Below are 23530 nucleotides of genomic sequence, written 5' to 3' on the forward strand. Positions count from 1 at the left end.
GCCGGGAAAGGAGGAGAGACAAGATGACCGAAGCAGTCATCGTCGCGACCGCACGGTCGCCGATCGGGCGGGCCGGCAAGGGGACTCTGGCCGGGACGCGGCCGGACGACCTTGCCGCACAGATGGTTCGAGCGGCGCTCGACCAGATTCCCGCGCTCGATCCGAACACGGTGGACGACCTGTACCTGGGGGCCTGGGAGCACACGGGTGAGCAGAGCGAGAACATCGCTCGCCGGGTGGCCGTCCAGTTGGGCATGGACACCGTCCCGGCCGTCACGGTGAACCGGGCGTGCGCGTCGAGCGTGCAGACCACACGGATGGCGTTCAACGCGATCAAGGCCGGTGACGGCGACGTGTTCGTCTCCGCGGGCGTCGAGTGCGTTTCCCGGTACCCGCAGCAGAACGGTGTCGGTGCCGGCGACGTCCAGTTCCAGAATCGGCTGTTCGCGCAGGCGCAGGAGCGGACGGCGCGCCTGGCCGAGACCAACCGGACGTGGACCGACCCGCGCACGGAGGGCCTGCTGCCCGACGTCTACATCACGATGGGCCAGACCGCCGAGAACGTCGCCACCTACCGGGGGATAAGCCGGGGCGAGCAGGACGAATTCGCTACCCGCTCACAGCAGTTGGCGGAGAAGGCGATCGCCGACGGGTTCTTCGAGCGGGAGATCACGCCGGTCACTCTTGCCGATGGCACCGTGGTCCGCACCGACGACGGTCCGCGGCCCGGGACCACCGTCGAGAAGCTCGCGGGGCTGCGGACCGTTTTCCGCACGGAAGGTACCGTCACGGCCGGCAATGCGTGCGCCCTCAATGACGGCGCCGCCGCCCTGGTCGTGATGAGTGATCGTAAGGCCGCCGAACTGGGCCTGACGCCGCTCGCACGGGTCGTCTCCACCGCGGTGAGTGGATTGTCGCCCGAGATCATGGGACTCGGTCCGGTCGAGGCGTCCCGTCGTGCCCTCGCGAAGGCAGGTCTGTCGATCACCGATATCGATCTGGCCGAGATCAACGAGGCGTTCGCCGCGCAGGTGATTCCGTCGTACCGGGACCTCGGTATCGATCTCGACAAGCTCAATGTCAACGGTGGTGGCATCGCACTGGGACATCCATTCGGCGCGACCGGTGCCCGGATCACCACAACCCTGTTGCACTCGCTGCGGGAGCGTGACCTCCAGTTCGGCCTCGAGACCATGTGCATCGGAGGTGGCCAGGGCATGGCCATCATCTTCGAAAGGATCAGCTGATGACCGAAACCCTGCAGACGCCGACGTCGAACGTCTCGTTCGACTTCGCCGGACAGTCGGTGATCGTGACCGGTGGAGCCCGGGGGATCGGCCTCGAACTGGGCCGTTTCTTCCACGACGCGGGCGCCACCGTATATCTCGTCGACTTCGACGGTGACGCCCTGCTGGAGGGCGCCGCCGACGTGGGTTGCCGGTCGACGGTCGCGGACGTGAGCGACAGCGTTTCCGTCCAGGCCGTGGTCGATCGGGTGGTCGCGGAGACCGGTCGCATCGACGTGCTGGTCAATAACGCCGGTATCCTGCGGGACCGGGTGCTGTGGAAGCTCACCGACGAGGACTACGAGCAGGTCATGGCGGTCCATGCGGGTGGCACGTTCCGGTTTACCCGGGCGTGCGTGCCGCACTTCCGCGAGCGCGGCTACGGACGCGTCGTCAACATCACCTCCTATACGGGCCTGCGGGGTAACCCAGGGCAGGCGAACTACGCGATGGCCAAGGCCGGGATCATCGGGTTCACCAAGACCGCCGCCAAGGAACTTGCCCGCTTCGGCGTCACGGTCAACGCGATCTCGCCCAACGCCGAGACCCGCATGATCGCCTCGATTCCGGCGGACAAGAAGGCCGAACTGATCGCGCAGGTTCCCATGGGGCGCTTCGCCGATCCGCACGAGATGGCGGTGGCGGTCGCGTTCCTGGCGTCCGCGAACGCCGGATACATCACCGGCACAGTGCTTCCCATCGACGGAGGGATCTCGATATGACCGGCCGTTTCGCCGGACGGGTGGCGGTCGTCACCGGTGCCAGCCGCGGAATCGGCCTCGCGGTCGCGCAGCGTCTGGTCGCCGAGGGCGGCCGTGTCGTCATCACGGCACGTAAGCAGGACGCGCTCGACGCGGCCGTCGCGCAGCTCGGCGGCTCGTCGGTCGCGATGGCGGTGGCGGGACGCGCCGACGACGAAGCCCACCAGGCCGAGACGTTCGAGCGGGCCGCCGAGGTATTCGGCCGAGTGGACGTGCTCGTCAACAACACCGGCATCAACCCGGTGTCGGGTCCGGTCCTCGACACCGATCTCGAGGCGGCACGAAAGATCCTCGGGGTCAACGTGCTCGGCGTGATCGGGTGGACCAGGCAGTTCCGGCGGCAACTGGGTGGCGGGTCCGGGGCCGTCGTCAACATCGCCTCGGTGGCCGGTCTGCGGCCGGCCACCGATATCGGTGTGTACGGGGTGAGCAAGTCGGCGGTGATCGGGCTGACCGCGCAGTTGGCGGCGGAGAACAGCCCCGCCGTGCGCGTCAACGTGATCGCGCCGGCAGTCGTGAAGACAAAGTTCGCCGGTCCGCTCTACGAGGGCCGCGAGGACGAGGTGGTCGAGAACTACCCGCTGGGCCGACTCGGAGCGCCGGAGGACATCGCCGCCGCGGTCGCGTTCCTGGCGTCCGAGGACGCCGCCTGGATCACGGGGCAGACACTCGTCGTCGACGGCGGCCTGACCTTGGCGGGAGGCGTCTGATGGCAGTCTTCGCATCGATCGACGAGTTACGGTCCGCTGCCGGAACCGATCTCGGGAGCAGTGAGTGGGTGCTCGTCACCCAGGACCGGATCGACACGTTCGCCGACTGCACCGAGGACCGCCAGTGGATCCACATCGACCCACGGCGGGCGGCCGAGGGTCCGTTCGGTGCGCCGATCGCGCACGGCTATCTCACGCTGTCGTTGCTGTCCCGATTCTTCGAAGAGCTGCTCCGCGTCGAAAACGTTGCCGCGGCAGTGAATTACGGACTCGACCGGGTGCGGTTCCCGGCGCCGGTGCCGGCGGGGTCGCGCGTGCGCGGCCATGTCCGGGTGGCGTCCGTCGATGACGTTCCCGGCGGTGTGCAGGTCGCCCTCGACGTCTCCGTCGAGTGCGACGCGGCCGGCAAACCGGTGTGTGTAGCGCGGTCCCTCGCCCGATACCTCGTGGACTGAGCCATCGGCTTATCTGATGGCAGCGGTTCGTGGTCGGGGTCAGCTGCCTCGTAACGTGCCAGCGTGGGCCGTCCTGTGCAGTCTGCGGCCGGTCACGCCCACTGATCAGTGCGTACCCGGCCGCAGCAGTCCCTTCCGTCCGTACGACACCGTTTCGGGGTGACGACGGCATGTGCTTTCGGCTCGTGCCGTCAACTTCCTCCGAGGGCGATTGTCGCTGTGCGTGCGGCGTTCACCGCACTTTTGGCCCACTCTTTGCACTCGCCGACTGTGGCGTCCGGGCGTCCGGGGACGAGGGTCAGGGTGTACTGCTGTGCGCCGCGCCGATCGTGGATGGGGGTGCTGATGGTGGCGACCGGGATGTCGGCTCCGTCGTCGTCCGGCAGATCACCGATGAATTCGGACCAGTCTGCCGGTGGGAGATAACGCAGCACCTCGTCGATAACTCGGCGCGGCATCTCCGAGGTCAATAGGCTGGCCAGCACGATGTTCGACGAAGTGGTCGTGGTGAGCCGCTGGATGAGGTAGCCGCGTTCGCGACCGTTGTCGATGATCGTTCGAACCTTGTCCTTGCCTGCGCCCAGCGGTATCAGCGGCGAGCGGTTGAGCCAGGCGTCTACCACATCGTCGTGTTCCCAGGCGATGTTCACCAGACCGAGCGGCGGTGTCAGCGAGTATCTCTCCGCGATGAGGTCTTGGCGGTCGCCGGGAATGACGGTGCCGAGGCGGTCGACGATGACGATCTGCCCCTGGTGAGTGGTGCTGAGGACGCAGCTCACGCCGACTCGGTCGTGGAGTTCGGCGAGGACGGGCCGGACCAAGTCGAGATTCGCGAGCCCGGATTCGGCCGCAGCGCCCAGCCGCAGCAGGGCAGGCCCGAGCCCGTACGACTTCGACTCGTCGCGGGTCACGAAGTGCGCATCCGTCAGTGCGGTCAGGATGCCGAGGCAGGTGGGTTTGTTCAGGCCGAGACTGCTCGCGACCTGCGTAAGCGTGAGCTGTTCGCGTGGTGTGTCCGCGAGCAGGTTGAGGATTTGGACGACTCGCTCGGTGGGCGGGGATTTCCGCTCGACGGCAGATCGCGCTTCCCCATCGCCGGCACCGGCTCTTGTCTCGGAGCGTCCGGTGTGCTTAGGATCATCACACATGTTGGAATTCGGCATTCATATTTTGTAACACACCGAGCGGAGATGGTCCAGATGTTCTCGGCCGTTCACTCGATTCCAGCCACCACTCATCGGAGACGAACGAACAATGCGCATGTATCTCGAAGGTTCGCAGCGGAGGAGTCGAACGCGACGCGACCTGTCTCATCCCGGCCGGCGGTTGATCTCGATCGCAGTTGTGGGCCTTGTGACAGCACTGGCGGCCACAGGGTGTGCCTCTGAGTCGAACGTCGGCCAGTCCTCGCAGGAACACCAGGTGGCGGCCCAGATGCCCCCGAAGAACCCGTGGTTGACCGACTCGGAGTATCCGATCACCCATTTCGATTCCGCTGCTTCGGATTCCACGTCGGCTGCGGGGCCCACGGTGGCGAAGCAACTATCCGAATCGGACGTCAAGTCCGTCTCGACGACGTACTCGTCGAATCCGACGATCAAGTACATCGGGAAGGACCGGATCATCTTCGCGCCGAGCATGTACGGCATCCAGAAGATCCTTGCGACAGGGGAGAAGTTCGAGCCCGTCGGTTTCCTGCCCTATCCGGGCGCCGAGGTTCCTGCTGCCGAGGGGCGCGATGCTCTGCTCACGAAAACGGATGCAGCCGTCGCAGCACGTGACGACACCGCGATCGTCGGTCTCGGTCAGGACGCCGACGCAGCCGGGATCACCTACCCCAAGATCCCGAACGGCGCATACAACATGATCGACAAGGACGGGTTCCACTACTCGGTCATCGAGGGCATGCGTGTTCTGAAGATGACCGACGACGGCAACCCCAACGGGCCCATGCGGTTCGAGAAGGTCGTGGAACTGCAGAAGGCTCCGCTTCCCGCCGGGCTGTCTCCCGAGGCCATCGCAGCTGTGCACCGGCCGTCGTCGCACATCGTGGCGCTGGGGATGACGTTCGACGGGAACGTGGTCGCCGGATCGGATGCGGCGCTCTTCTTGATGAATCGGGACCTGGACGTGCTGGCGGTGTTCCCGTTCTCCGATGAGGCGCTCGAGAACAACTTCGCGATCGACGACACCGGGATCTACGCGGTGACCTCGCGCAGGATGCTGAAGGTGGTCTCGACCGGATCCTCCCTCTCGATCGACGAGAAGGACGGCGGCTGGGAGTCGGACTACGAGAGGTCCGATCCTGCTGTGGCTCAGGCCGCCGGCTCGCTGACCCGGTCCGGCGGATCGGGCACCACTCCGACCCTCATGGGTTTCGGACCAGACGACGAGCTCGTCGTCATCTCCGACGCCAGCCCTTCCGGCCCAAACCTTGTCGCGTTTTGGCGAGACGAGATCCCTACCGATGGTAGTGGCGGCGAAGCGGTGAGCAACCGCGGCCGGGTGGCCGGCCAGATCAAAGTGGACGTATCGAAGGTCACCCTCGAGCTGTCACCGACCGTCCTTGGCAAGGACGTTCTGGCTACCACCACCGCGTACCCGCAGCCTGCTCCGAATGTCTGGGCGAACATCTTCGCGCCCGGCACCACACGCGAAGCTCCTCATGGGATGCAGAAGTTCCGATGGAACAGCACACAGCGAACCTTCGACAGAGTGTGGACCAACAGCGAGGTCGACAACAGCGACATCACCGTTCCATCGGTCTCGGCTCCGACCGGCCTGCTCTATGCGGCCAGTAAGCAAGAAGACCGATACGAGTACGTCGGTATCGACTGGGCGACCGGCAAGATCGTTGCTCGATGGCCCTTCCCGGACGACAGCCGCAGATGGAACCTCTTCGGCGGCATGATCACCCCGATCGGTGACGGACAGTTCCTCTCCGGAGGGATGTTCTCGATCAAGCGGGTGTTCGCCAAATGACCCGCATCAGGCCGGACTCGCGGTGAACTCCCATCTGATTCCGCAGATGCTGTTCGACCACCAGTAGAATCCCGTGAGAACGTTCCGGAAACAACCGCGACTGCGTTGGGTCGCACCGGATCATTGTCCAACTGTCATCGGGTCGGGATATTTCGAAAGGAAATAGAGATTGTTCGACACCACACGAGTGGTCCTGGCCGCCGCGGTCACGGCGGCGGTCACGTCGCTGGTCTGCCCGGCCTTCGCGACCGCCGCCGAGCCGCACTACAAAGAGTATGTGGCCCTCGGAGATTCGTGGTCCGCCGATGCCACGTTCAGCCAGATCACCGACGAGTTCGCGCCCGGCGGTTGTGTGCAGAGCGCCCGCAACTACCCGAAGCAGGTGGCTGCCGCGCTGTCGGTCCCGGTGTTCCGCGACGCCACCTGCGGCTCCGCCGTCACCGCGAATATGACCGCCCCGCAGGGGGTCAGCGACGGCGTCAATGCGCCACAGTTCGACAGGCTCACGCCCACAACCGATCTCGTGACCCTTGGGATCGGCGGCAATGACGCCGGACTGTCCGCGACCGCGTTCTCCTGTCTGACCATCGATCCCGCCGCCACCCCGTGCAAGGACGCCCAGGTCACACCGGACGGCGACCGCATGTCGGCCGCCATCGAGACCGCCGCCGGCCGAATTCGCGACGCCATCAGCGGAATCCGGCAACGCGCACCACACGCCCGCATCCTGCTGCTGGACTACTTGCAGGGCGTCAGCGGTGGCAGCTGTTTCCCGCGTATCCCCATTTCCGACGGCGACGCGATCTGGCTGGGCGACAAGCTCTTCGAAATACATGGCATGCTCGCCCGGATCGCCGCCGAGTCCGGCGTCGACTTCGTCGACACCTACACTGGCAGCGTCGGTCATGATGCCTGTCAGCCGCCGGACGTCCGCTGGGTGGAGGGTCTGATCCCATACTCCAGCCATCCCGCCGGGCCCGCCGTTCCCATGCATCCCACCCAGCTGGGCGCGGATTACCAGACACGCCGAGTACTCGAAATCCTGGGCGCGTAACGATCCGGTGATCGGTGCGGGTCGCGAAACCACTCGTTGCGGCCCGGTTCCATCGGTCTCGGCTCCGACCGGCCTGCTCTATGCGGCCAGTAAGCAAGAAGACCGATACGAGTACGTCGGTATCGACTGGGCGACCGGCAAGATCGTTGCTCGATGGCCCTTCCCGGACGACAGCCGCAGATGGAACCTCTTCGGCGGCATGATCACCCCGATCGGTGACGGACAGTTCCTCTCCGGAGGGATGTTCTCGATCAAGCGGGTGTTCGCCGAATGACCCGCGCCGAGCCGGACTGGCCGGGAACTCCCACTTGATTCGGCGGGTGCGGCGCGTTCAGGCCTGTTTGCCATATCGGACTCCAGTATTCACATTTTGTAACGTCTGGGTCCAGCCGATCAATCCGGCTGGTGCCGCCTCGACCGCCGCAGCCCGTGACCGCGCCCCTTCGCAATGCGCTCCCGCATGGCCGTCCAAAACCTTGAATAGGCAACGACTGGCCCTCAGATTTTTGCTCGACCACCAGGAGAGTGTCCCCCGTGAGAATGTCCAGGAAACAATCGCGACTGCGTTGGGTCGCCCCAATCGCAGTGCTCACTGCCTTGTCGTCAGTCATAGCCCCCGCGGCGAACGCCGGTGTGCTGTACCCGCTCGACCGCGCGCTGCGCCTGAATCAGATGCAGGTCATGGGTACTCACAATGCCTATAAGACCGGGTTGATTCCAGAGGGCCTTCCTCCGTCGTTGGCGGAAAACTTGGGAGGAGAGGTCGCTATCGAGGAGATCACCGCCGGTCTCGACTACGGACACAAATCTCTGACCGAGCAACTGAGTCGACTCGGAGTGCGACAGCTTGCACTCGACGTCTACGCTGACCCGCAGGGTGGCAATTTCACCGAGAAGCCGATGCTTGCAGAGGTCGGAGCCCCGACACGCATGGTCGATCCGGAGTGGAATGAGCCTGGACTCAAGGTTTTTCACGTCCCGCAGGTTGACCAGCAGACCAGTTGTGTGAGGTTCACCTCGTGCCTCGATGAACTCCAGCAGTGGTCAACCGAGAACCCGGGTCACCTACCGATCACCATCTTCGTCGAGATCAAGGATACGGACGCTCTTCGCACGTATCAGCATCCTCCGATGCCACAGTGGGGACCTGCCGACTACGACGAGCTGGATGCGGAGATTCGATCCGTTTTCCCTGACGATAAAATCATCACGCCAGATGACGTGAAGGGCGACTATCCAACCCTGGAGGCTGCCGTGCTGGATCAGCAGTGGCCGACTCTTGCGGAGTCTCGAGGAAAGTTCATGTTCGTGAACTGCAACTGTCTTGTGGGAGACCGACACCGTCTCGACTACATACGCCCGGACGGCAGCCTGTCCGGGCGAGTCCTGTTCCCCGCCTCGAAACCAGGCAATCCAGATGCCGCAGTGGTGCTTGCTGAAGATCCGATCAAGGATGCTGGCCGAATCCGTCAACTGGTCGAGGCAGGCTATCTGGTTCGCACCCGAGCAGATGCGAACACCGTCGAAGCGCGAAGAAACGATACGACCCCCCGGGAGGCTGCCTTCGCGTCCGGCGCCCAGTTCATCAACACGGACTACCCAGAACCGGACCCGAGGCTGAAGAACGACTACGCCGTTCAGATCCCTGGCGGAACGCCGGCTCGGTGCAATCCTGTGAATGCGCCCGCGAGTTGCAAGTCGCAGGACATCGAGAACCCCGCGTTTCTGCGTATACCGCCCGGTTAGTGTCCTGCGCCGGAAATTCGCTATTAGATTTCTGGTTCGAGGGCAGCGTATCGGAGTGCCGACATGTGCCCGTGTGGAGATTGCTGTTGGTCGTGGCGCAGCGTGGACCAATGATGCAGCGACCGGGCCACTCGAGCCTGGAGAGCCTCGAGTTCCTCAGTGACCTCGGAAGCCATCTTCTTCGCATCGCCGAACAGAATGGAGGTCTGGTCGACGTTGAGGATCGGCATGCCGTAGATCGGACTCGACGAGTCCTCGTGAGCGGCGGGGTTAGTGACATCGTTGGCGCCGATGACGACACCGAAAACATCTGTTCCATCAAGGTGGTCCTTCGGCAGGACGCGCTGTCCAGAGAATGGGTCGAAAACGCTTCCGACCCACCGCAACCCGAGCGTGATTGTCAAGGAAACCCTGGTCGGGTAGCGGGAGTCCATTACTGAACTCCCGCCCCCTCAGAACCGGCCATGCGAGATTTCCTCGCAACCGGCTCGAGCAGGCCGCTGGGGCGTGCTGGCGTTGCTGATGCTGTCTGTGTCCATGCTGGCGTTGGCTGGTTGTCGACGCTGGCAGTGGGCGTGCACTAGGCGGTAGTACTCGTTCGGCTGGTCGACCGGTCCGGCGACGATGAGATGACGCTTCACCGCCGCGCCGATCGTGGTGAACCACTGTTCCCACTGGCTGGGGGATTGGGGTTCATGGTCGGCAAACAGCAAGTACTCCCCGCAGAGCGGGCATCGTCCGTGCTGCGCCTTGATGCGGAGCATGGTGGACGGTGCCAGCGGTGGAGGTTGTCGCTTACGTCTCCGATCGGACCAATATTCGGTCAATGCCGGGTCGTCTGGAGACGCCCAACCGGTGACCAGCGCATGCCGAACGATCTTCGTCCAGGCGAACCGATGGACGTAGGCGCCGCTGACGCGGTCGCCGAAAACCCACCGATCCTGCCGAGACGTGTTGAACCGACCGAAATACCGGGAGGCCACCCAGCTCCTCGATTCGAGAGGGTGGCGACGGATTGCCCACCGGTAGGTCAGCGGCCATAAGTGGTTGTCCAGCTTGGCAAATGCCTCACTGGCCACCACTGGCCGGTGATAGGCAGCCCACCCTCGGATGATCGGGTTGAGCCGCCGGGCGATATCCGCCGGACCGGCCCCGCGAAGGGACCGCATCTCGGCGGTCAGCCGCTGCTGCATCTTTTTGATCGACTCCCTGCTCGGCTTGATCAGCAGCTTGCCGCCGCGCTGCGTGTGATAGCGGCGGACGTTGTATCCCAGGAAGTCGAAGCCCTCCGAGGCATGCACGATTCGTGTTTTCGCCTCGTTGAACGCCAAACCCCTTGGTGCAAGCCACTGTTCGAGCCGCTGCCGGATCTGGTCCGCCTGCTCGCGACTGTGACACATGGCCACGAAATCATCGGCATAACGGACCATCACCGGAGATGCGTGCCGCCCGCCGGCATTGCCGGTGTCGCTGTTGCGATACCGGACGCCGACAGCGGTCTCCATCCCGTGGAGTGCGACGTTGAGCAGCAATGGACTGATGACCCCGCCTTGTGGAGTTCCCTCCTCGGTCGGGGAGTATCGGCCCTTGTCCATCACCCCCGCTTTCAACCATTCCCGGACCTGTTCCCGCGCCGGGAACTGGCCGATCTGGTCGAGGAGGTGATCATGGTCGATTCGATCGAAGGCCGCTGCCAGATCCGCGTCGAGCACCCAAACTCGTTGGCAACCAGCGCCTTGGAGCGTCAACTGGATAGCGACGATCGCGTCGTGGCACGACCGGCCCGGCCGGAACCCGTAGGAACGCGGTTCGAACCGGGCCTCCCACTCAGGCTCGAGCGCATTGCGAACCCGCGCTCGCTGCGCGCGGTCGATCAGCACCGGAATCCCCAGTGGGCGTAGCTTTCCGCCCTTCTTCGGTATGTACACCCGCCTGACCGGCAGCGCCTGCCACGGCTTGGCGTGATGCTGCAGATCCAGCACCAGCTTCGCGCGTGACTCAGCGGTCAGCGCGAGCCGACCATCGATGCCCGCGGTCTTGCGGCCAGTGTTGCGCTCCGCGACCTGGCGCACGCTGACCAGTGTGTTGGCCCGGCTGCGGAGCATCAGCTTCTGCAAATTACGGACCTGTTTGAGGTCCCCTGCCAGCGACGCCTTGAAGATTCGTTGCCTCAGCCTGCGTACCTCGTTCTCGGTGCGCCGCCATCTGACGGCGTCCCAGTCGAAGCCCTCCGGTCCGTTCACCACACCCTCGTCGACGGCAGCGACCGCTATCGCGGTCGTCGCCTGTTGTGGTGTGGTGTCCAACTTGTCCTTCAGTTCCGCTGCCTCGGTGTCTGATTCGTCAAAGGCCCACCCGGCCCACGTCAGCGCACTTTCGTGCCGGAACACGCAGGGTTCCGTATGCGGCCGGTTATACGCGGCGACTGCGGGAGGAGCAGTCGTCTTGCCGCTGGTTTCCCGTTGCCTTTCGGCATGCCGCCGTTCGCTTGTTGGGCCATCCTGTTCCCGCCGGAGAGTTCCGCTCTCCTTACGGTCGGCCTACCCACACCTTTCGAGACGGTGCCGGACCCCGACGGGGTTTCCACGTTCCGCACGAGCGAGATACGACCGGGGTGGATGCCCTCTCTCCCCCGGGGCCCTGGTGCCCACACGACCGGCGAGTCACTTCCAGTCGCCAGTACCGCTTTTCGGCGACAGGCCCTTTCCTCCGCTACTGCTTCCCATCTGCGGAGATACGCTTAACGAGGTGTTATCGAGGGTTCATTTACATTCATCCGTCCGGTCTTCCCCTTGCCTGTAGCCCCCAGATGGAACGGGTGCCCTTGGGCTTCTCCTTCGAGCTCCGCACCCCGCAGTTACCCGCGACGCACGTCGAAGTGGGGACGGGCAGCGGGCACTAGCCCAGAACCATGCTGTCGATCACTCGACCCTCCTGTTCAGCTGGTTCACTCAACTCGTGCGACTTCGTGTCGCACTGACTCGCAGCGGTAAGTGGCGGTGATTTCGCATCGTCAGGTGGCGTCAGACGATGCCCAACGTACATTCGGTCGGGTGCGCTTCCCCGAGTCTGAAGGCGGGGTGAGCCCAGCGGGGCTATTTCGCGGGATCCGATCGGCCGGTAGTGCCGGGGAGCGCGAAGCCGGTCTGGCGCAGCAGGCTGCGCAGGTATGCGGTCAGGTCTGACGGTTGCGGACCTTCGGTTGCGTGGGATCGGGCGGGTTCCAGCAGCAGGTGGTGGATGATCGCGCCGTTGAGCATGTCGAGCAGGATGTCGAGTTCGGCGGTTGGTGAGAGGACGCCGGCGGCGCGTGTCAACGAACCACTTGTACAGCACGCCGGGGTCCTCGCCGCGCCAGGCGAGGTGCCCGTCGGGACGGATAAGCAATGCCGGATCTGTAGCTGCCGAGTCGGTCAACACGGTGACATTCGAGCCGAGATGCTTCACGGCCATGCTCGCCAACTCAGCGGTGGACGTGTCGGGGTGAGCGAGGACGACCCATGCGGGTTGCAGTTCGACATACAACCAGGTTGAGCTGTCGTCGAGGCGCGCACATTCGCGGTCGGGTATGCGATCCCCGGGCCGGGGTACGGGCCCTCGGCGGTTGCCCGGCGGCCCTTTCCGATAGGTGACCCAGAGCTGCGACGCGGTGCGCGTCGCTTTCTGCCGCACCTTCGGGGAGCCGAGCAGCGGGATGAAGATCCGGTTCCGAACGAACGCGCCAAAACACCTTCGCCGACAAGGATTTTCGTGTTGTTGGTGGTGGTGCGGAGCACCGCGGTGGCCAGTGGACGACGCTCGGCGGTGTAGGTTCGAGCAGCCCCGCGTCCGCGCGACCGCCGACGATCAAGGCCAGTTTCCACGTGAGGTTCTCGGCATCACCGATTCCGGTGTTCATGCCCTGCCCGCCGATCGGGCTGTGGATGTGGGCAGCGTCGCCGGCCAACAAGATGCGACCGGACCGGTTGCCGCAGAACGTTTCACATGCGCGTAGTAACTCGACGCCGACACGCCCAGCAGGCGTGCCATACGGTGGATCGAGAACCGCTGCCGCTCGGTGTCGGCAGGCCCCCGGCGGTGGCGGTGATGTCGTCGGGGCCGGCGTAGTTCACCATCAGATCGAACCGGGCCGGTTGTTCTGCATCGCGGCAAAGTACGCCGAAGCCAGTCATCACCGCCGAGGAACCGAGGCATATCGAGCCAACGCGTTGTACGACGCGCACCGCGACGACCCGGAATTCGGATACCGGTCGGAACTCGCTAGGCCGGTGTGTCGATGGCCGAGCGGACGGCGAGGAAATCCGGGTGATGGACGAGGTTGAACACGTCATCGAAGGGACGGCCGGAATCTCGACCGCCCAGTGGTGCAGCTTGCGCGTCTTTCGTACCCGCCATGCCGCCCGATCGGGATCGGGCATGACAGCGCTCGCCGGTATTCACCAGCGCCTCCTTCTCTGCTCTGTGCTGCGTCAAATCTGCTGGGGCCCTTCGCCATGTACGAGGCTTTCCGTTGCTCGGACTATGACGGCCCCTCCGCCCCACCGCGCAGCCATCGATCGACGACGGGTTCGTTCGGCGGTCTCCCAGCGCAGACCGCAGCGCGGTACCGACTCCGTTTGGTCCAGTTCACTGTCGATGTCGCGGGATGGTTTTTCTAGCGCCAGTCATGGCGTCCTGAACTCTTCACACGAAGGCGACCACGTAGAACACCCACCCGGTGATAGCTGTCAAGACCATGTCCGTCGCGGCGACTCTCGCCCATGGCTTGTGCCAACTACTGTGCGGACCCGGCTTCGGCGAAGAGCCGAACGATCGGACCGCCCGCACAATCACTACCGGCCACAACAACAATGAGCTGATCGCGCAAGCCAAATGGATGCCGAGCGCGATCCATACCGCCGTGGGCACCGTTCCGCCCACGACACCGGCGGCACGGTCCTGCCATCCGTTGAGCCGAATATCCAGTTCGAAGATCACGACCACTGCCAGCAAGGAGATCCCCAGCGGCACCTGAACGAACTTGTGCAGCTGGTACCGACTCCGGTACTTCACCTGCCAGACACTCCAAGCAAGTGCCACGACAACAACGACCATGATCAGAATCAGCACGTCGATCATCAGTGAAGCCCTGGTCCCGAGGAAGCCATCGATTCCCGCGAACTTGTCCAATGGTTACCTCCGAAGTCGGCAGTGAAGCAAGATCACCTGACGAAACACAATCCTCGGTGACGGCCAAGAACAGCACATCGAACCTTTGAGCAACCTTATTTGTCCGAAAGAAGGCTTCCGCGTACAACTTTCGATCGATATCACCGCCCAGCTGTTGACCGAATCGGCGGCCGAATAGATTTGCGGCTGTGGATGTTCCCAGTCAATGCCGCAGCGCAACGGTTCTGTCCACGGCACGGCTTCATCGAGGTAGCTCGCATCGACGGCATACGTAACGACACCGGCGAACTGGACATCCGTTTGATACGGCATCCGGGCGCGTCCCGGGGCCTCACGATCTTCTGGACCGCATCCTTGGGGCGAACGCATTCAGCCCAAGGATCAATCCGGTCAGCGAATCGAAGGCTGCCCCGGGCCGGAGCCGCACGCCGAACCGGCGTCGCGTCAGGGCAGAGCCTCCGGCCAGTCCTCCCCGGTGCTCGAGTTCCCGCTCAGCGGAAGTCGGTCGCGATAATGGTCTCGATATTGCGTTCCGCCAGCGCGGTGATCGTGACGAACGGGTCGATGTCACCCCAGGCCTTGGTGGGGCCGAACAAGTCGGTCCGGTAAACGGTGCCATCCTTGGCGTTGATCTTGTCGAAGATGCGCTGGCGGCGTCGATACCGGGCTGGTTCCAGGCGGTCCGCCAGTTCAGGTCCACGCCACGGGTTCCCGAGTTGTAGGAGAACGTGCCGCGGTTCGGGTTCTTGGTGATGGCCACGTGACACGTTGTTCTGGTCATTGACGAGGATTCCGGCCCACGCTCGGGATGTAATGCTTGTGTCCGGAGGGGACTTGAACCGCCGTAACACCCCAGCTCACACCACACGACCACGGGATTCATCGGGATTTGGTCGGGATTTATCGGGATTGGTAGGGCGAGAATAGCGCCGTTTGTGGAGGCGTCCACAGACCTACGCCGTCACGCCGAGCCGACCGGCGAGCGCCCTCGATTCACGTTCGGTGATCTTCCCGCCGTGCGTCACCAACTCGGCCGCCAGCGACCGCGCCAGCGGGTGGCATCGCATGGACTCCTCGGAAACCGAGGCACCGGTGCGCAGTGCGCCCAACGTGCCGAGCCAGTCCTTTTGCTGCGCGTAGGCGCGGGACAGCTCGAGCCACAGTCGCGCTCGCCGGTCGACGCTTGGGACGGCGTCGGGATCGACGATGCTCGCCGCCTCGAGCGCACCGCCCGACTTGCGCAACTCGACCATGACCGAGACCGCAGTCAACTCGGCATTCGCGACGCCGAACAGGGTCCACGGGTGCGCCGAGCCGGTCGGGAGCGCCCGAGCCATTCCCATTGCCTGATCTACGCCCCGCAGCGCGTCGCCCTCGCGGCCGAGTTTCGCGACCGTGATCGCGCCGTGCAGGTGGCACGCGCCCCACAGCGATTGCGCCGCCTGATTGCCGTCGAGGCGCGGCTCGAGTAGGGCGACCGCGTCCTGTGTCAGCTGGTAAGCGTCGTCCTCGCGGTTCGTCGAGCGCCAAACGTTGCCGAGTACCCAGCTTGCCGCGGCAAGGGTGACGGGGTCATCAGCGATTTCGGCCGCCGACATGCACCGGTCGGCGGCGAGCCACAGCAGCGGCGCATCGGCGACCCATGCAAGCACCTGCTCGGACAGTGCATAGGCGCCGGACAGCGCCGCCGCTGCTGTCCGGCGCTCCTTCCCGTTGAGGGTGCGTAGCGCTCGGCGACCGTCACGGATGAGTTCGGGCAGCATCGCGCCAGCATCAGCCCTCGGCGTCGCCGAGGTGTGCCACAGCCGCCACGCCCGCTCGACACGGGCGAACAGCTCCGCCGGGTCGACCGGCGACGGCGACGGCGACGGCGTGAGGTTGACGGATTCGATCGCCTCGCGGATGGCAGGTACTGCGGGATGCCCAGCACGGCGGGCGATGCCGACGAGCAGCTCGTGCTCGCCGGTGATCTCGGTCAGGTCGCGCACGCCGAGAGCTTGCCCTATGCGCAGCAGTATCTCGAGCGTCGGTGGGTTCTTTAGGCGACCGCGCTCGACGTCGCGCAGCCAATCCTCGGACCGGCCAACGAGACCGGCGACGACCTCGCGCGTCTTGCCGGTGCGCGTGCGGATGTTCTGGATGCGCTCGCCAATCGCGCGAGAGGCGTTTTCATCAGGAGTCGGCATGTCTGCCTGCCTTCTTCGCGGGTTGACCTTCTTCGCGAATACCCCCGACCCGTCGGCCGGGGGCGATGTCCTCCGCGAAGAGGTCCCGTCAGCATAACTACGTTGTGCGCGTGGCGATATCGCAAACGGCGAGGTAGGGAGATTCTCCCTACCCGCAGGGTGGGGCGAGGCTACCCACTGCGGCGCATGACGGCGAGCACGATTCACCTACGCCGCGGCGCCGGTCGGACCTTGAGTCACCGGCGCCGGGGCGAGCCACTTCACCCCAGGGGGTAGCCAATGGCCGCATCACCAGAAATAGCGGCACTCATCGCCACTGACGACGACCTACTCGGTCGCGCTGTACTGCCGCTCGCGTGGCCACATGAGGCACCCGACCGGCCGTTCACGCCGGACGCCGCCGCCTATGCCATGCAGCGGCACGCCTCGTGCGGGGTCGACACTTGCGCCCGCAAGCGAGCCGCGCACCGAGTCCTCGTCGAGGCTGGGCGGATTGTGCCCGACCCCCGCAACTCGAAGAACCTCGGATGATCGGCGAGCTTGCCCACCTCGACGGGCACGACGACGACCAGACCTACCAGGCCGTGACCGATGGCCAGATCAGTGCGGACAACCGCACGGTGCCCGACATCGACATCGACACGATGGAACGTGTCGCCGCGGGACTGCGGCGGCTCAACGTCGAGGCCGCCCGGTGAGCGCGGTAGTCACACGGGACGTGTTGACGCGCTGGGTTATTCGCGGCGCCCACTACACCAAACCCCACGACAGCAACATTCAGAACTTGACCGGGCCGTGCCCGTGGATCGGCGTCCGTGTGATGGGACTGCCCCCGGTTCGGTTGACTCCTGATCTGTGACGACTTCGGTTGTCACGGTGGAAGGATCACCTCACGGGGCGTCATCGCGCTCGGTGTGGACATCTCCCCGATGGCGGTGGCCTTCACCACCAATCGGCCGGGCCCGCAGCCCAGATCCAGGGTGGGGCCGTCGCAGCAACAGGTGAACGAGAGAGATGCTCAGCGCCCGGTGAACCCTTGTCGTTCACTGTATTGCCAGCCGAGCACTGATCTCGCCGAGCACTGCGGCGAAGCGGCCACCGGAGATGGTCGCGACCTGTACGGCGTCGCCGAAGGTGTCGACGTCGTTGAACCGCGGCAGCGTCTGCACTCGAAAGCCACACCGGTGCAGCGCCTTTCGGGTCAGTTCGCCGGTCCTGTCGGTGGACATCGGGACGTCGCAGAGCAAACGCGCGGGCTGGGGTGAGGGCAGCCCGAGTGCCCACCAGCCGCCGTCATCTGCCGGGCCGAGCAGCGCGACGTCGTCGGAGTCCATGCTGTGTGCCGCGTGGGTCAGTACGTCGGGACCGATTTGCGGGGTGTCCATGCCGATCTGCAGGACCGGCGCCCCGAAGCGCGCAGCGTCGGCGTGTGCGTTAGCCAGACGCGCGCCGAAGTCGGCACCACGTTGCGCGATCACCTCGAATCGCTCGAGCAACCGGGCCAACTCGCTGCCGCACTCGGCGACCCGGAGATCTCCGGTGAACGCCACAATACGGTGGGTCACCTCGGTGCGCAGCACGGAGTGGAGCGTGTCCCACAGTGCTGCCGCGGCGACGCGCGCCGCTTCGCGCGGTGTCAGGGGCGGCGTCAGCCTGGTCTTGGCGAATCCGGCGATGGGAGCTTTGGCGATCACCAGCAGAGTCGTATCGGAACCGACAGCCTGGCACGTCATCGCAGCAGCCCCAGAAAATCTCGTGTGGCGCGCAGCGTTCCTACCCAGGAGCCGGAAACCTTCGATACACCACCAGCGCGCGGACGGTAAGTGATGTCGCGCTCCACGACGAGCCAACCCTCACCTGCTGCGCCGACGAGCAGCTCGAGCGGGTAGCCCGACCGGTTGTGCAACGGTCCCAGCGACAGCATCGTCGCGCGCCTGGCGACCCGCATTGCGGCGATGTCGTGCACAGGCAGTCCGTATCTGCGACGGAGCCGACCGGCGACGAGCCAGTTTCCCAGCCGCGCGTGCCACGGCCACGCGCTCGAGGAAGTCGGTCGTCGCCGCCCGACGGCAAGATCGACGCCGCCGCGCACCAGGTCGACCAAGCCGGGCAGTTCCCTCGGATCCATCGATCCATCACCGTCCAGCACGGCGACCAAATCGGTGTGCGCGGCCGCAATTCCCGCCTGAACGGCGGCTCCGTATCCGGGCCGCTCCTCCCTGATCACTCGTGCGCCACCGAGGCGCGCCACCGAGGCGGTGGCGTCGGCGGAACCGTTGTCGACGACCAAGGCGTGGTACCCGATGGGGATGGCCGCGAGCACGCTCGGCAACGCATCAGCTTCGTCTTGGCACGGGATCACCACAGTCACGCCGTCCGGATCTACCTGGGCTTTTGTCACTCCTCAGACGCTAAGCCTTCGCCGCCGCCGTAGGGTGCGAAAAGCTATGACGAAACCGTGACATCAGCGCTGGAACAGCGGTGACAGCCGACTCGCTGACCTACCGTGTGACCGTGGATGACGTAACCGAAGCCGCGACCAGACCGCGTGTCCTCACTCGTGGCGACATCGTCGGCGCGGGGCTCGCCGCCACGGTGGTCGCTGCGGCATTCGTGGTCCCGCGAATCGCCGGCGAACAGTGGCGGGGGACGTTGTACGCAGGTGCCGCACCGATCTTCGGCAACTGGCTGCCGCACACCGGGTGGGGGACCGTGCCCGCCATCGCGGCCGCAGCGGTGGTCGTGATGCACGGCCCAGCGGTGGCCGAACGCCTGCGTTGGCGGAGGCTGCTGGCCGCGGCTTGGGTCGCAGCGGTCGTCTGGGCCTTCTCGTTGGCCATGGTCGACGGCTGGCAGCGTGGGTTCGCGGGTCGGCTGACCGACCCACATGAGTACCTGCACGAAGTCGGCGGAGTAACCGACATTCCCGCTATGCTGCGCGGATTTTCCGGTCGGATCCTCGACTTCCAACCGGATTCCTGGACCGCTCATGTCTCCGGGCATCCCCCCGGCGCTCTGATGGTCTTCGTGCTGCTGGACCGGGCAGGTCTTCGCGGAGGTGTGTGGGCGGGTGCGGCCTGCATGCTCATCGGATGCAGTGCGGTGGTCGCGGTGGCGGTCGCGCTGCGAGCGCTCGGCGCCGAAGACAAGGCGCGGGCTGCACTTCCGTTCCTGGTGCTCGCCCCTGCCGCAGTGTGGGTGGCGGTGTCGGCGGATGCCATGTTCGCCGGGGTCACCGCTTGGGGGGTGGCGCTATTGGCGATCGCCTGCCGCCCCGGCGGCAGTCCGGTCGCGGCCGTGGCGGGTGGGGCCGTGCTCGGCGTCGGTGTTTACCTCAGCTACGGTCTCGTATTGATGGCGATACCCGCTGCGGCCGTGCTGGTCGCGGGGCGCACGGTGCGCCCCCTGGTGCCCGCGATCCTTGGCGCGCTGGCCGTGGCGGCGGGGTTCACCCTCGCAGGATTCTGGTGGCTGGACGGCTACCACCTGGTCATGGACCGCTACTACCAGGGCATCGCCGCCGAACGACCCTATGTCTACTGGGTGTGGGCCAACCTCGCGGCAACGCTCTGCGCGGTAGGTCTGGCGGCCGCGCCCGCAGTGCACCGTGCGCTAGCACGGCACCGGTTGCGGTCTTTCGATCCGACATCGTTGCTCGTGACTGCGGGTTTGTGCGCGATCCTGGCGGCAGACATCAGCGGGCTGAGCAAGGCGGAGACCGAACGGATCTGGTTGCCGTTCGATATGTGGCTACTCGCAGCAACCGCGTTCCTGCCCCGCGCCGCCGCACGCGGCTGGCTGGCGGTGCAGGCGGCCGGCACGCTGCTGCTGGCCCATATGATCTTGACGAATTGGTGAGCGGGATGTGCATACTCATCGCTGACGACGATCCGGTGGTCCGGGACGTGGTGCGCCGCTATCTCGAACGCGACGGGCTGACCGTACGCGAAACCGCTGACGGTACTGCGACATTGGCCGCCCTGGACGACACCGACGGCAGGGACGCCGTCGAAAATCGGGAACAGGGTTGCCGTTTCGAGGTTCGGCTCCCACTCAACGGCCACTGAGGTCCGTATCGATCGGGGGCCCGATTCACACCAGCGGCGCGCCGGTGGCCGCGGCGGATCGCAGCGGCGCGAACGCGAACTTCGAGAGGCCCGCGACCGGATCAACCTGCGCGGTGAACCCAATAGCATGTCCGGCCCGTTCCGGGTCGGCGACGATGTGCCGCACATCCCCGGGCCGGTAGCGGCCGGTCACCTCCGGGGCAGGGCCGCCGCGAGCGGCTGCCAGAATGGAGGCGACTTCTCCGATGGTGATCGGTCGACCCGAGGCGATGTTGAGCGGAACGAAATCGGGCAACGGCTGCTCCACAGCCGCGACGTTCGCTGCGGCGATATCGTGGACATGGATGAAATCCCTGGTCTGACCGCCGTCTTCGAACACCTGCGGCGGCCGCCCCGCCTCCAGCGCCGATCGGAAGATCGCCGCGACACCGGAATAGGGTGTGTCCCGGGGCATGTCGTCACCGTAGACATTGTGATACCTCAGAGCGGTGACACCGGAGCCCGTCGCGGACGCCCACGCCCGTGCGTAGTTCTCCTGCGCGAGTTTACTTGCCGCGTAGAGGCTTCGAGGCCGAAGCGGAGCATCTTCGGGTACCGAATCCCACGTGAGGCTCTCGCCGGTGGCGGGATCCCGGTGCTCGAACATCCCCCGGTCGAGGTCCTCCCGGCGCCTGGTTCCAACGTCGGCGCGGCCGCATCGTTCGCCGCGGTAGCAACCCTCACCGTAGACCACCATCGACGAGGCCAGAACCAGACGCCGACACCGCGCCCGATCCATCGCCGCCAGTAACACAGCGGTCCCGAAATCGTTGTGACTCGCATAGGCGGGAGCATCCTGAGCGCTGACACCCGCGCCGACGACGGCCGCCTGATGACACACCACATCGATCCCGGTCAACAAGTGATCGAGCGCCGGGCCGTCGCGAACGTCGACTCGGTGCACACCTTCGGGTACTGGTGCAGCGGGGCCATGCGCGGCGGACAACATCACGTCTACTGCGACCACCTCATGACCTGCGGCAATCAATGCATTGTGCACATGCGATCCGATGAACCCGGCCGCGCCGGTCAGCAGTATCCGGCTCATCCGCGCACAATGTCGAGGGCAGATGCGGCAATTCCTTCAAGTGGTGTCGAGTTTCGAATCGGAGTTGCGGTCATACCGCGATCGTGCCCCACCAGCGCGATATCCCGCGTCGTCCACGCCGCACCGTCAGACTTTCGTCACGGTATGGTGTCGTTCGGTCGGTCTCGCACTCCGCTGACATCTCAACGCTAGCCGGATGGGCGCAACCTCATGCGCAAGGAAACAGCGCTGCCGCGGAGGTGGCGTTGGCCCATTGTTCGGCGAAGAGCCGTGAAATTTCCTGTAGCGCTGGGGTGAGCGGCTCGATCCGGCGGGTGACGAGGGCGTGCTCGTCGGTGGCGGCGACCGGGTGCCAGTAGATTCCTTCGGCGGTGACAGTGATCTCGGGGACCAGCGATTCGCGGGTCAGAATCACCCCCTTGGCGGCGGCGCCTTGGCGTGCCACCGGGCGGATTACCTGATCCGCACGGGCGATGCCGAGTCCGTCGAGGAATTCGTGCAGCTCGGTGAGTGCACCGGGAACCGGTGCGGCGATGGTGGCTGCGACCCGCACCCGGAATCCGAGCGAAAGCGCCAACCGGATCCCAGCGACGGCCTTGGTCCAACTGCCCGCACCGCGGTGTGAATCGTGGATGTCCGGGGTGGCGGAATCGAGGCTGATCTGCAAGGTGAAACTGTTGCGCGGCATGGATTTCAGGGCAGCGAGTCCCCGGCCCTTGAACACCATCCCGTTGGTGAGCACCGTTGTCGGCAGCGCCGTGGTGCACGTCGCTACGATGGTGGCGATGTCGGGGAGTAGGAACGGCTCACCGCCGGTGAGGAAGATTTCCCGAACGCCCCAGTCGGCGGACTCGGCCACCAGACGGGCGATTCGGTCGGCGCCCAACTCACGGCGCGGGGTCTGCGGTGACGATCCGGCACAGCAGTAGTCGCACGCCAGGTTGCAGTGAAAGTTGGTGTACAGCCACAGCCGCGCCCCTGGCATTCGGTCGGCTCCCAGGTCCTCGCGAGGATCCGGCGGGTGCCCGCGGCGCACCACCAGCACGCCGCGTCCTGCATCGTCCACGTCGACGCGGACCACGCTGTTTCCGTTGCGCGCGCACCAAAGTTCGGCGAGCGCGCGTTCCTCGTGGGATCGCACTCGTACTTCACCGGTGGCGCCGTCGGCGAGGGTGCCGATGAGGCGCATCAGTGCGAGGATCACCATCGCGGGTCGACCCCCTGTTCTTCGACCGCGGCGAACAGGGGTTGGTAGCCGTCGAGGTGGGGTCGCACCCATCGCCGCAGGCCCTCGAGCTCGAGGATCTTGCGGTGCTCGGGAATGTTCCAGTTCATAGCGAGGAGCGTGTCCAACCACGGTGTGGAACGCTCGCCGGGCAGCGTGTCGAGTGCGGTGAACATGCAATGGCAGTACTCGTCGGTTTCCCACACCTGTTCCAGCGCGCCAGGCATCAGCTCCTCGCGCCCCATCGCGTTCCACGTGGTGATCCCGATCGCTGCGACATCCGCGTCGCCGGCCAGCACCGCGGCGACCGCGTCGAGTTCGCTCGCTCCGGTGTCGCCGTGCTTGCCGATATCGCTGTCGAACCGGATGATCGCCAGGTCCGACGGCGGCACGCCGGCATTCTGCAGATAGTGCAGCGGCAAGATCGCCGCATGGGCGGAATCCGCTGACCCGAGCGCCAAACGTTGTCCGGCGATCGCCTGTGCGCCGTGCAGCCCGCTACCTGTCCTTGCAACGAACACAGTGGTGAAGCCGACGTCGGTGTCGCGCTGGGCGAGGGCGACGCATTTTCCGTCGGTTTGCATGACCGTGCGGACGTAGGCCAGGTTGGTGTTCCACGCGATGTCGATGTGCCCGGCGAGCAGTGACCGCACGAGCATGCCGTAGTTCGAGTAGAGGACGAAGTCCATGTCGCCATCGGATCCGCGAAAATATTCGCGGATGCCTTCCCAGATGGGAACCACGTTCGGTGTGTAGGCAACGGCCCCGACAATCAGCGGCTCGCTCATTCGAGTTCCCTTGT

The 23530-nt window shown here is 65.3% G+C and carries 24 protein-coding genes and 3 pseudogenes; 12 read left to right on the top strand and 15 right to left on the bottom strand.

Annotation, left to right across the window (positions count from 1 at the left end):
- Positions 1-23 precede the first annotated feature (23 nt).
- The 4 genes from LKE06_RS17920 to LKE06_RS17935 are packed head-to-tail and all read left to right on the top strand — an operon-like array spanning position 24 to position 3212.
- Positions 24-1247 carry an acetyl-CoA C-acetyltransferase gene (locus tag LKE06_RS17920; RefSeq protein ID WP_228000397.1) on the top strand — a complete coding sequence of 408 codons (1224 nt, stop codon included), beginning with the start codon at positions 24-26 and terminating at the stop codon, positions 1245-1247.
- A complete protein-coding gene (locus LKE06_RS17925; RefSeq protein WP_228000398.1) occupies positions 1247-2008 on the top strand; it encodes an SDR family NAD(P)-dependent oxidoreductase in 762 nt (253 codons plus the stop codon). The genes LKE06_RS17920 and LKE06_RS17925 overlap by 1 nt, the downstream gene beginning before the upstream one ends.
- Positions 2005-2757: an SDR family oxidoreductase gene (locus LKE06_RS17930; RefSeq protein ID WP_228000399.1), complete on the top strand. Its 753-nt coding sequence runs from the start codon at positions 2005-2007 to the stop codon at positions 2755-2757. Before LKE06_RS17925 ends, LKE06_RS17930 begins: the two co-directional genes overlap by 4 nt.
- Complete coding sequence (locus LKE06_RS17935) at positions 2757-3212, top strand: MaoC family dehydratase (protein WP_228000400.1); 456 nt, start codon at positions 2757-2759, stop codon at positions 3210-3212. Before LKE06_RS17930 ends, LKE06_RS17935 begins: the two co-directional genes overlap by 1 nt.
- Before the next feature lie 191 nt (positions 3213-3403).
- Here LKE06_RS17935 and LKE06_RS17940 read toward each other — a convergent pair whose 3' ends face one another.
- A complete protein-coding gene (locus LKE06_RS17940; RefSeq protein WP_228000401.1) occupies positions 3404-4360 on the bottom strand; it encodes an IclR family transcriptional regulator in 957 nt (318 codons plus the stop codon).
- 286 nt (positions 4361-4646) lie between these two features.
- Between LKE06_RS17940 and LKE06_RS17945 the strand changes: the two genes are divergently transcribed.
- The 4 genes from LKE06_RS17945 (at position 4647) to LKE06_RS17960 (ending at position 8994) form a co-directional block, all read left to right on the top strand.
- The gene (locus LKE06_RS17945; RefSeq protein ID WP_228000402.1) at positions 4647-6194 is read left to right on the top strand and encodes a hypothetical protein; all 1548 of its coding nucleotides are present in this window, start codon (positions 4647-4649) and stop codon (positions 6192-6194) included.
- 169 nt (positions 6195-6363) lie between these two features.
- Entirely contained in the window at positions 6364-7248 is an 885-nt protein-coding gene (locus tag LKE06_RS17950) for an SGNH/GDSL hydrolase family protein (protein WP_228000403.1), read from the top strand.
- A gap of 7 nt (positions 7249-7255) precedes the next feature.
- Entirely contained in the window at positions 7256-7522 is a 267-nt protein-coding gene (locus LKE06_RS17955; protein ID WP_228000404.1) for a hypothetical protein, read from the top strand.
- Positions 7523-7881: 359 nt separating this feature from the next.
- Positions 7882-8994: a Ca2+-dependent phosphoinositide-specific phospholipase C gene (locus LKE06_RS17960; RefSeq protein ID WP_228000405.1), complete on the top strand. Its 1113-nt coding sequence runs from the start codon at positions 7882-7884 to the stop codon at positions 8992-8994.
- A 140-nt stretch (positions 8995-9134) separates the two neighbouring features.
- Here LKE06_RS17960 and LKE06_RS17965 read toward each other — a convergent pair.
- The 9 genes and pseudogenes from LKE06_RS17965 to LKE06_RS18000 all read right to left on the bottom strand — a co-directional run.
- Positions 9135-9308 (bottom strand): annotated as a pseudogene (locus LKE06_RS17965) (NAD(P)(+) transhydrogenase (Re/Si-specific) subunit beta); the annotation flags it as partial.
- A 138-nt stretch (positions 9309-9446) separates the two neighbouring features.
- Positions 9447-11384, bottom strand: a complete 1938-nt coding sequence (ltrA, locus tag LKE06_RS17970; protein WP_228000406.1) for a group II intron reverse transcriptase/maturase — start codon at positions 11382-11384, stop codon at positions 9447-9449.
- Between the two features lie 705 nt (positions 11385-12089).
- Positions 12090-12311: a hypothetical protein gene (locus LKE06_RS17975; RefSeq protein ID WP_228000407.1), complete on the bottom strand. Its 222-nt coding sequence runs from the start codon at positions 12309-12311 to the stop codon at positions 12090-12092.
- 31 nt (positions 12312-12342) lie between these two features.
- Positions 12343-12570 (bottom strand): annotated as a pseudogene (locus tag LKE06_RS33240) (oxygenase); the annotation flags it as partial.
- Complete coding sequence (locus LKE06_RS32930) at positions 12458-12943, bottom strand: FAD-dependent monooxygenase (RefSeq protein ID WP_308188381.1); 486 nt, start codon at positions 12941-12943, stop codon at positions 12458-12460. The pseudogene LKE06_RS33240 and the gene LKE06_RS32930, both read right to left, overlap by 113 nt.
- 311 nt (positions 12944-13254) lie before the next feature.
- Entirely contained in the window at positions 13255-13434 is a 180-nt protein-coding gene (locus tag LKE06_RS17985; protein WP_228000408.1) for a hypothetical protein, read from the bottom strand.
- Positions 13435-13677: 243 nt separating this feature from the next.
- Positions 13678-14163 carry a DUF420 domain-containing protein gene (locus LKE06_RS17990; RefSeq protein WP_228000409.1) on the bottom strand — a complete coding sequence of 162 codons (486 nt, stop codon included), beginning with the start codon at positions 14161-14163 and terminating at the stop codon, positions 13678-13680.
- Between the two features lie 331 nt (positions 14164-14494).
- Complete coding sequence (locus tag LKE06_RS33245) at positions 14495-15046, bottom strand: hypothetical protein (protein WP_372477376.1); 552 nt, start codon at positions 15044-15046, stop codon at positions 14495-14497.
- 70 nt (positions 15047-15116) lie between these two features.
- Positions 15117-16349 (bottom strand): helix-turn-helix domain-containing protein, encoded by a 1233-nt coding sequence (locus LKE06_RS18000; protein WP_228000411.1) that lies wholly within the window; start codon positions 16347-16349, stop codon positions 15117-15119.
- Between the two features lie 279 nt (positions 16350-16628).
- Between LKE06_RS18000 and LKE06_RS18005 the strand changes: the two genes are divergently transcribed.
- Together LKE06_RS18005 and LKE06_RS18010 are read left to right on the top strand one after the other, a co-directional pair.
- On the top strand, positions 16629-16880 hold the full coding sequence (locus LKE06_RS18005; protein ID WP_228000412.1) for a hypothetical protein: 252 nt from the start codon (positions 16629-16631) through the stop codon (positions 16878-16880).
- Positions 16877-17047: a hypothetical protein gene (locus LKE06_RS18010; protein ID WP_228000413.1), complete on the top strand. Its 171-nt coding sequence runs from the start codon at positions 16877-16879 to the stop codon at positions 17045-17047. The genes LKE06_RS18005 and LKE06_RS18010 overlap by 4 nt, the downstream gene beginning before the upstream one ends.
- A 345-nt stretch (positions 17048-17392) precedes the next feature.
- Here the strand turns inward: LKE06_RS18010 and LKE06_RS18015 are convergent, their stop codons facing one another.
- Together LKE06_RS18015 and LKE06_RS18020 are read right to left on the bottom strand one after the other, a co-directional pair.
- The gene (locus LKE06_RS18015) at positions 17393-18082 is read right to left on the bottom strand and encodes a TIGR04282 family arsenosugar biosynthesis glycosyltransferase (protein WP_228000414.1); all 690 of its coding nucleotides are present in this window, start codon (positions 18080-18082) and stop codon (positions 17393-17395) included.
- Positions 18079-18750, bottom strand: a complete 672-nt coding sequence (locus LKE06_RS18020) for a glycosyltransferase family 2 protein (protein ID WP_228000415.1) — start codon at positions 18748-18750, stop codon at positions 18079-18081. The genes LKE06_RS18015 and LKE06_RS18020 overlap by 4 nt, the downstream gene beginning before the upstream one ends.
- 80 nt (positions 18751-18830) lie before the next feature.
- Between LKE06_RS18020 and LKE06_RS18025 the strand changes: the two genes are divergently transcribed.
- Complete coding sequence (locus tag LKE06_RS18025) at positions 18831-20207, top strand: hypothetical protein (RefSeq protein WP_372477377.1); 1377 nt, start codon at positions 18831-18833, stop codon at positions 20205-20207.
- A 5-nt stretch (positions 20208-20212) separates the two neighbouring features.
- A pseudogene (locus LKE06_RS18030) lies at positions 20213-20332 on the top strand (DNA-binding response regulator); the annotation flags it as partial.
- Positions 20333-20441: 109 nt separating this feature from the next.
- Here the strand turns inward: LKE06_RS18030 and LKE06_RS18035 are convergent.
- The 3 genes from LKE06_RS18035 to LKE06_RS18045 all read right to left on the bottom strand — a co-directional run bounded on the left by LKE06_RS18035 (position 20442) and on the right by LKE06_RS18045 (position 23516).
- Positions 20442-21503, bottom strand: coding sequence for an NAD-dependent epimerase/dehydratase family protein (locus LKE06_RS18035; protein WP_228000417.1), 1062 nt, complete (start codon positions 21501-21503; stop codon positions 20442-20444).
- A gap of 208 nt (positions 21504-21711) precedes the next feature.
- Positions 21712-22710: an Rv1681 family radical SAM protein gene (locus tag LKE06_RS18040; RefSeq protein WP_228000418.1), complete on the bottom strand. Its 999-nt coding sequence runs from the start codon at positions 22708-22710 to the stop codon at positions 21712-21714.
- Positions 22704-23516, bottom strand: coding sequence for an Rv1680 family SBP-like protein (locus LKE06_RS18045; protein ID WP_228000419.1), 813 nt, complete (start codon positions 23514-23516; stop codon positions 22704-22706). The genes LKE06_RS18040 and LKE06_RS18045 overlap by 7 nt, the downstream gene beginning before the upstream one ends.
- Positions 23517-23530 lie beyond the last annotated feature (14 nt).

This window comes from Nocardia australiensis, from assembly GCF_020733705.1.
Taxonomy (GTDB): domain Bacteria; phylum Actinomycetota; class Actinomycetes; order Mycobacteriales; family Mycobacteriaceae; genus Nocardia; species Nocardia australiensis.

Coding starts and splice junctions, on each gene's coding strand:
- LKE06_RS17920 (WP_228000397.1), top strand. CDS start 24: ATGACCGAAGCAGTCATCGTCGCGACCGCACGGTCGCCGATCGGGCGG.
- LKE06_RS17925 (WP_228000398.1), top strand. CDS start 1,247: ATGACCGAAACCCTGCAGACGCCGACGTCGAACGTCTCGTTCGACTTC.
- LKE06_RS17930 (WP_228000399.1), top strand. CDS start 2,005: ATGACCGGCCGTTTCGCCGGACGGGTGGCGGTCGTCACCGGTGCCAGC.
- LKE06_RS17935 (WP_228000400.1), top strand. CDS start 2,757: ATGGCAGTCTTCGCATCGATCGACGAGTTACGGTCCGCTGCCGGAACC.
- LKE06_RS17940 (WP_228000401.1), bottom strand. CDS start 4,360: ATGTGTGATGATCCTAAGCACACCGGACGCTCCGAGACAAGAGCCGGT.
- LKE06_RS17945 (WP_228000402.1), top strand. CDS start 4,647: ATGCCCCCGAAGAACCCGTGGTTGACCGACTCGGAGTATCCGATCACC.
- LKE06_RS33245 (WP_372477376.1), bottom strand. CDS start 15,046: ATGAATCCCGTGGTCGTGTGGTGTGAGCTGGGGTGTTACGGCGGTTCA.
- LKE06_RS18000 (WP_228000411.1), bottom strand. CDS start 16,349: ATGCCGACTCCTGATGAAAACGCCTCTCGCGCGATTGGCGAGCGCATC.
- LKE06_RS18005 (WP_228000412.1), top strand. CDS start 16,629: ATGGCCGCATCACCAGAAATAGCGGCACTCATCGCCACTGACGACGAC.
- LKE06_RS18010 (WP_228000413.1), top strand. CDS start 16,877: ATGATCGGCGAGCTTGCCCACCTCGACGGGCACGACGACGACCAGACC.
- LKE06_RS18015 (WP_228000414.1), bottom strand. CDS start 18,082: ATGACGTGCCAGGCTGTCGGTTCCGATACGACTCTGCTGGTGATCGCC.
- LKE06_RS18035 (WP_228000417.1), bottom strand. CDS start 21,503: ATGAGCCGGATACTGCTGACCGGCGCGGCCGGGTTCATCGGATCGCAT.
- LKE06_RS18040 (WP_228000418.1), bottom strand. CDS start 22,710: ATGGTGATCCTCGCACTGATGCGCCTCATCGGCACCCTCGCCGACGGC.
- LKE06_RS18045 (WP_228000419.1), bottom strand. CDS start 23,516: ATGAGCGAGCCGCTGATTGTCGGGGCCGTTGCCTACACACCGAACGTG.